8 protein-coding genes and 1 other RNA gene are annotated in these 7020 nt (G+C 62.3%); 3 read left to right on the top strand and 6 right to left on the bottom strand.

The features are described 5' to 3' along the window. Positions 1–275: 275 nt before the first annotated feature. Positions 276–614 carry a RusA family crossover junction endodeoxyribonuclease gene (locus tag Q1V57_RS03315; RefSeq protein WP_300527569.1) on the top strand — a complete coding sequence of 113 codons (339 nt, stop codon included), beginning with the start codon at positions 276–278 and terminating at the stop codon, positions 612–614. Here Q1V57_RS03315 and Q1V57_RS03320 read toward each other — a convergent pair. After that, on the bottom strand, positions 611–997 hold the full coding sequence (locus Q1V57_RS03320) for a hypothetical protein (protein WP_300527571.1): 387 nt from the start codon (positions 995–997) through the stop codon (positions 611–613). The two genes, Q1V57_RS03315 and Q1V57_RS03320, sit on opposite strands and share 4 nt — an antisense overlap. Before the next feature lie 196 nt (positions 998–1193). On the opposite strand from Q1V57_RS03320, the gene Q1V57_RS03325 reads away from it, so the two are divergent. Together Q1V57_RS03325 and Q1V57_RS03330 are read left to right on the top strand one after the other, a co-directional pair. Beyond that, positions 1194–3116, top strand: coding sequence for an alpha/beta fold hydrolase (locus Q1V57_RS03325; RefSeq protein WP_300527572.1), 1923 nt, complete (start codon positions 1194–1196; stop codon positions 3114–3116). Positions 3117–3268: 152 nt separating this feature from the next. Further along, positions 3269–3889, top strand: a complete 621-nt coding sequence (locus Q1V57_RS03330) for a hypothetical protein (RefSeq protein WP_300527574.1) — start codon at positions 3269–3271, stop codon at positions 3887–3889. Here Q1V57_RS03330 and Q1V57_RS03335 read toward each other — a convergent pair. From Q1V57_RS03335 to ssrA, 5 genes are all read right to left on the bottom strand, one after another. Next, positions 3886–5103 (bottom strand): MFS transporter, encoded by a 1218-nt coding sequence (locus tag Q1V57_RS03335; RefSeq protein ID WP_300527575.1) that lies wholly within the window; start codon positions 5101–5103, stop codon positions 3886–3888. The genes Q1V57_RS03330 and Q1V57_RS03335 overlap by 4 nt on opposite strands. Then, positions 5100–5591 carry a PaaI family thioesterase gene (locus tag Q1V57_RS03340; RefSeq protein ID WP_300527576.1) on the bottom strand — a complete coding sequence of 164 codons (492 nt, stop codon included), beginning with the start codon at positions 5589–5591 and terminating at the stop codon, positions 5100–5102. Before Q1V57_RS03340 ends, Q1V57_RS03335 begins: the two co-directional genes overlap by 4 nt. A gap of 2 nt (positions 5592–5593) precedes the next feature. Beyond that, a complete protein-coding gene (locus tag Q1V57_RS03345; protein ID WP_300527577.1) occupies positions 5594–6076 on the bottom strand; it encodes a ClpXP protease specificity-enhancing factor SspB in 483 nt (160 codons plus the stop codon). Positions 6077–6256: 180 nt separating this feature from the next. After that, the gene (locus Q1V57_RS03350) at positions 6257–6727 is read right to left on the bottom strand and encodes a hypothetical protein (RefSeq protein WP_300527579.1); all 471 of its coding nucleotides are present in this window, start codon (positions 6725–6727) and stop codon (positions 6257–6259) included. Between the two features lie 154 nt (positions 6728–6881). Beyond that, positions 6882–7020: a transfer-messenger RNA gene (gene ssrA / locus Q1V57_RS03355) on the bottom strand; the annotation flags it as partial.

Below are 7020 nucleotides of genomic sequence, written 5' to 3' on the forward strand. Positions count from 1 at the left end.
TGGTTTCCGTGCCGATCGGGAAGTTGATCAGGGAGCGGGCCGTCTGCGCGCCGAAGAGTTTTTCGGCGGGGACTTCAAGAGGACCAAAGCTGTCGGTTTCCGTGCGCATCTCGCTCATGAGGGGAGGCTCCTTGCAGGCCGCTGCGGGCTGCTTGATTATGGTGAACTTCGATTCGGACGTGTATCACTGCCGCATGACGGATCAAGACGATGTTGCGCATCGCCGTGGGGGGCTCGCGCACAAATGGACTGGACGAGGGAAGGTTCAAGCCGCGATGTACGGTGACGAGCTTAATCTGCGCGTTGACGCGCTGACGACGCAAACGCGCCGGTTCAAGGCGTTGATCGGGGACTTTTTTCGCCTCGAATTCAAGCGCGTGCGCCCGAAATACGGTCCCTATGAAGTCGTCATTGAAATCCAGCGCACCGAGCACAGCCCGGTGCATGACGTCGACAATGTCGCCAAGGCCGTACTCGACGCTCTGACCGGCGTCGTTTTCCATGATGATAGCCAGGTGGAAAAACTCCTGGTCACCAAGACCGTCGGGGAGCGGGCCCGGATCAGCGTCACGGCGCGGCCGATGGCGCGACAGGAGGTCGGTGAGCTCGCCTAGCTCTCCAGCCAGGCGATGGCCTCGTCTTCAGTGTTGAAGTGCTGGTAGATAAACGCGCTCTTATTCTCCGGCACAAGTTCATACAATTGCGTGATCATGTCGTGGCCATAGCCCGTTGTGACCATGGCGGCCTTGTGCTGTCCGGTGAGCTTGTCCTTGTGCGCGGCGAGAACTGAAAGAATATCGGCGCGGATGGCCTCGAGGGTAAACTCGGACATGTCCGTTTCCGGATCGACCAGAATGAGGCGGGATTTGCCCGTGCCCCAATGCTCGCTGGTCAGCATTTTGACAATCGCGGAACCAACCTCGGACGCCAGCATCAAGCCGGACACGCGGTGCTCGAACCAGCCGCGTTCAGGATTGTAAGTCGCGGTCACGGTCATCGCATTGGCCTCGTCATGTCACCCAAGAGTGCAGTTTAGTAGAGCGCGATTTTCGCTCAAGACGGGAATATTCGAATAACCGGCGCAATTGCTTGCCCGGAAATCCTCGCCTTCGCTGATGGCCCGCCCTAGTGTCTTGCGTGGATGGGAGAGACATGCCGGCCCGCGCGGCCGCGCAAAAGCTATGAGGGAAAATATGCGAAAGCTGATTGGTTTGGCGGCCATTGCCATGATGGCGGTCAATGGAACGGCGATGGCTCAGGTCGAACGCGTCGTTGTCGGCAATCTGGAAATGGAAAACATTCCGGAGATCCCGGCCGAGGTGAGCGAACGCCTGCGCACCTACCAGAATGTCCGGGGCGCCGGCTTCCAGGGCTTTTTGCCCGATGGCGGTATCCTGATCTCCACCCGGTTTGCGGAAACCAGCCAGATCCACCGGGTTGATGCTCCGCTCGGCACCCGGTCCCAGCTGACCTATTATGACGAGCCGATCGGCGGCGCCAGCGTGCGCCCGGGCGATAGCGGCGAATTCCTGTTCTCGCGCGATCGCGGCGGCGACGAGTATTTCCAGCTCTTCCTGTTCGATACTGAAAACGGCCGCACCCGTCAGATCACCGAAGACACGACCCGCAACGGCTCTGCCAGCTGGTCGAGCGACGGCGAACAGATTGCCTGGTACCGGTCGACCGAGGGCGATCCCAACTGGGATATTCTTGTCGCCGATACCGACAATCCGGATAATCGCCGCGTCCTGGTTGAGGGCGAGGGCGCGGTGTTCCCGGGCGACTGGGCCGATGACGGCTCCAAGATCGCCATGATCCGCTATTACTCCATCACCCATAGCGACCTGTTCATTGTCGACACCGCTAGCGGTGACGTACGCGAACTCAACGCCGATCTCGATATCGCCTATGCCGCACACGAGTTCGAGCCGGGCGGCGACAACCTCCTGGTCGTCACCGATGCCAATTCCGATTTCCGCCGCGTGGTCCGCATGGATGTCGAGACCGGCGAGATGACCCCGGTCACGCCGGATCATGGCTGGGATGTGCAGGGAATGGACCTGTCGCCGGACGGCCGGACGCTGGCCTATGTGCTCAATGCCGGCGGTGTTTCGCAGCTGCGCATGATGGATATCCGCAGCGGTGACCAGCTCGACGCGCCGGAACTTCCGATCGGCCTGATTGGCGGTATGCGATGGGATGACGCCGGCGAGCGTATCGGTTTCACCCTCAATGCCGCGACCTCGCCCAGCGATGCCTGGATCTATACGCTGGAGAGCCAGACGTTGACGCGCTGGACGATGAGCGAAGTTGGCGGTCTCAACACTGAAACCTTCGTCGAGCCGGAGCTGATCAGCTATGAAAGCTTCGACGGGCTTGATGTTCCTGCCTTTGTCTACCGCCCGGACAGCGACGGGCCGCACCCGGTCATTGTTTCCATCCATGGCGGTCCGGAGAGCCAGTATCGCCCCGGCTTCTCCTCGACATTCCAGTACTGGCTCAACGAGCTGGGCGCCGCCGTGATCGCCCCGAATGTCCGCGGTTCGAGCGGTTATGGCCGCGAGTATGTGATGATGGATAATGTCTTCAATCGCGAGGACTCCGTGCGCGATATCGGTGCGCTTCTGGACTGGATCGAAACCCAGCCGGACCTCGATAGCGACCGGGTTGTGGTCTTTGGCGGATCCTATGGCGGCTATATGGTGCTGGCGTCGCTGGTGCACTATTCCGATCGCCTGGCCGGCGGGGTGAATATCGTCGGCATTTCCGATTTCCGCACCTTCCTGGAAAACACCGCCGGCTATCGCCGCGATTTGCGCCGGGCCGAATATGGTGATGAGCGGGATCCGGATGTGGCCGCCTTTTTCGAGGAAATCTCTCCGGCCCGGCAGGCTGCCGAGATCACCGCTCCGCTCTTTATCATCCAGGGGCTGAACGATCCGCGCGTCCCGGCCAGCGAAGCCGAGCAGATCCTGGCCGCGGTCCGCGAGGCGGGTGGAGATCCTTGGTATCTCCTCGCCAATGATGAGGGCCATGGCTTCCGCAAGAAGGTCAATCGCGACTTCCAGCGCGAGGCGGAGACGATGTTCTTCCGCGAAGTGCTCGGTCTCGACTGACCCGGCTAAAGGACTATGGGGCGGCTGCCGGCCTGGGTCGGGGCCGCCTCATCGTCTGCGCTTGGTCCGAAGGGGCGTTGCCGGCCCAGATACGGCTTTCAACTCCGGCCGATTAGGCTAGTCTCCTCGCGGGTATGATCCGGGGGGACAGGATGCATCAGTTGATTTCGATTATGGCAGCCTCGGCGCTGCTGTCCGGCTGCTTCGACGGTGAGTTCGACAATGCCGTCAGCACCTACAGCAATATCGAGCCGGAGGTCTGCGAGGGCATTTATTCGAGCGATGAGGGGCCGGTTTTCGTCAGTGCTTGTCAGGGTGTTGGCCCGTGGACTGTTTATGTGCACGCCGACAGCCATCGCGAAATGACGGCCTATGCCACTGTGCCGCTCGAGCCGGGTGAGCGCCCGGAGCATTTCGCATTTGGCGGGTATATGGGCAATATGGGCGGGTATAATAACGTCATCGAGTGGCGCCTGAAGCGCGAAGGGGGCGAGCCCTTCGCGACTATTCACCGCTATCGCTTCCCGGACCCGGATGACTTCAGCCGCGCACGGGAGATCCTGACGGTAACCGCCTTGCGGGCGGACTATGCCTTCGAGTCCTGTCATGTCGGCTATGTCGATGCGACCGACCTGCCTGATGCCAATGTGCTGGCCCGGGAGCTGGCAGATCGCCTGTCCTACACATTCCGCTGTGGAACGGATTACATCTGGGTTATCGACCGCGACACGCCGACCATCGAGGCGGCCATCGCCGCGCGGCAGGAGGACTAGCGCCGGCCCCCGGCCAGCTTGGCGGCTTCAGGCCTCAGCCGCAGCCGCCACATGGCCCAGACGCCGAAGGCGGGTCCGAGTGCCAGCGGGGCAAAGGCCCAGCTCCATCCGGCAAAGCTTATCCAGTAGGGCAGGAGCTGGACCATCACCGCGGTCAGGGCGAAGCCCATCGCGGTCTGCAGGGTGAGCAATGTCCCAGTGCGCTCCGGCGGTGCCAGTTCGGCCACTGAGGCGGAAAATTGCGCACTGTCGGCGATCACACTCATCCCCCAGATGAGCAGGAGCGGCAGCATCATCCAGGGCGGCATGTTGAACCAGAGGCCGGCAAGCAGGGCGCAGCTGCCGCTGATCGCCATGGCGGCCATGGTGACTGCGGTGCGGCCGAGCCGGTCCGCCAATAGTCCGGCGATCAGGCAGGCGAGGGCGCCGATGGCGACGACGGCGAACGCTGTCAGATCGGCCAGAGCGCTTCTGGCATTACGCGCCGCCCAGTAGGCGTGGGCGAAGGGGCCGATCCAGGCCCACATGGCATAGAGCTCCCACATATGTCCCAGATAGCCCAAATTGGCCAGGCGCAGAGCCGGATCACGCCAGGCCAGGGCGGCTGCGGACGGATCGAAGGGCGGAGCCGGTTTGAGGCCGGGGCCGCCGCGTGCCAGCAGGATCAGGCCTGCCGCGCCCAGTGCGGCGACGGCGGAAATAGCGAACGGGCCGCGCCAGCCAAGCCCGATCTCGAGCGCGTTGAAGGCAAAGGGAAAGGCCGAGCCAAGTGTCAACGCGCCGACCAGCAGGCCGACCAGGAAGCCGGTATCCCCTTTGGCCCAGCTCGCCGCCAGCTTCATCCCGACCGGATAGACCAGGGCGAGGGCGGCGCCGGCGATCAGCCGGGTGATGATCATGGACAGCGAGCCCGGCAGCAGCGCCAGGGCGATGAGGTTGGCGAGCGCGGCGATGATCGCCCCGAGGGCAAACAGGCGGCGCGGATCGATGCGATCGGGCCAGCCAAAAATGGCACTGACCAGCGCCCCGATAACGAAGCCGGCCTGTACCGCACTCGTCAGCGCGGCTTGTGCCAGCGGTCCGAGCTCGCGCACGGCCATCAGGCCGGGCAGGGCTGCGGCGCCGGCAAACCAGACCGAAAGGGCAAGAATTTGAGCCAGCGCGATGAAGAAAAGGGCCTGTGACTTGCCCGCAAACGGGTTCGGGGCCGTCATTCCCCGTCGTCGGCCAGCTTGGGGCGGCGGACCTGGCAGGTCGAGGTGGCCTTGGCGGCGATCTCGCCCTCAGGCGTCCAGATCGTGCCCTCCATGAAGGCGATATTGCGCCCGATCCGCAGCGCCTGACCGCGGGCCCGGCATTTGCCCAGCGGCAGGGCGTTGAGGAAGCTGGTCTTCAGCTCCAGCGTGGGAACGCCGACGGCGTAATGCTCTGCGACGACAACGGAAAGCGACATGACCTCGTCGAGCATGGCGCAGATCATGCCGCCCTGGACGCCGCCGCGCAGATTGGCGCAGCGCGGATCCGGGTCGAACTCGGCCTCGAGCCAGCCGTCCTCGACGGAAAAGTCGAGCGGTTTGAATCCGAGCAGGCCGGCGGCATGTTCCAGCCGCACGACATTGGACAATTGTTCGCGGATTTCCTCAGGCGTGAGGCGCCGGACCTTGCGCTTGGCCAGATCAGCCGGCACGGGCGTCTTGCTCATGCCTACTTCTTGCGGAAGCTGTCGAGGCTGACCACCTGGGCGCCATCACTGTCCGACCCGGTCGCCTGGGCCGCTTCCGGCTCCGGCGTTTCCACATTGTCGGCCAGCGGCGGTTCTTCCACATCCGGTTCGTGTTCGAACTGCAGGTGAAAACCGACACTGGGATCGTGAAACCGCGACACTGCGGTGAAGGGGACTTTGAGATACTTCGGAATACCGGAGAATTTCAGCGTCACCTCGAAACCGGCATCGCCAATGTCGAGATCCCAGAACTGGTGCTCGAGGACAATCGTCATCTCTTCCGGATACTTGTCCATCAGGCTCGGATCGATATCGACACCGGGCGCCTGCGTACGGAAGGTGATATAGAAATGATGCTGGCCCGGCAGACCGCCAGGACCGGCCGCTTTCAGCAGCGCCTGTTTGACGACGCCGCGCAGCGCCTCCTGCGCCATTACATCATAGCGCATTAGATCCTTGGCCATTGATACTCCCCCGGTCTCCCGCGATCACAAGGTAAACGACGTAAACTGCAGGTCAACGAAATCCGGACGTTGGACTGCATTCTATACCCTTGCTGGGGAAGGGCGAACGGCCCTTGCGCCTGCACGGTGAAGAATTCGTTTTTATGGTGCCCGACGGCCGCTTTGCCCGCGCTGGTCGGATCAGCCGGCATGGCGATGACGCTCCGCCGGGCAGTCCGGTGTGAGCACGTATTGGCATCGCGATGAGCAGACCAGGTCGCGCTTTTCGCAATCGGTGACGAATTGCGAGAGCCAGACTTGCGCTGTCTCGAGCCGGGCGAAGATACAGACCTGGAAGCCGCCGCCGCGCAGGGCCGCACGGAATAGGGTTTCGCCCAAGGTCGGCATGTCAGGATTGGTGCTGACCAGCGCGATGGCCGTCTTGGACGGTGTCAGTTCAACAAAAAACGAAGCCAGATCAATCGCATCATCCGGTGAAAGCGGGATGCCGTTTTCGGACAGATCAAACAGATAGCGGATTGGACGCCCGGACCGGTTCTGCTCGGAGATCTGCCCGATCGCGTCGAACAGGTCCGTTGAGCGCTGTTCCTTCGCCACGGCCATGGCGAGGGTTCCGGTATTCAGCCATTTGATGCGCGATTGGTAACCCATCGCCGCCCGCCCGGATTGCTATTACAATTGGTAGCAGATTGCGTCTGTTTGGTTAAGGGGAAGAAAACGGCGTGCTGCAGTCCCTGTTCATGCGAAGCGGGCAGCCCAGATGGACGCTGCAAATATCGAAACGGGCGCGCGATGGCAGGGGAAAAGTGGAGGCTTCTGTTGCCAGGCGCCTCCGAGCCCCGCCTATTCCGGCTAAAGGGAATAGGAGTTTTAGCGAGATTACCCGCGCTGCTTACGCAGCGAGAGCGACCTCTTCAGCGTAGTTGTCATTTGCAACTATTTAA

This window comes from Maricaulis sp., assembly GCF_030149425.1.
Classification (GTDB): Bacteria; Pseudomonadota; Alphaproteobacteria; order Caulobacterales; family Maricaulaceae; genus Maricaulis.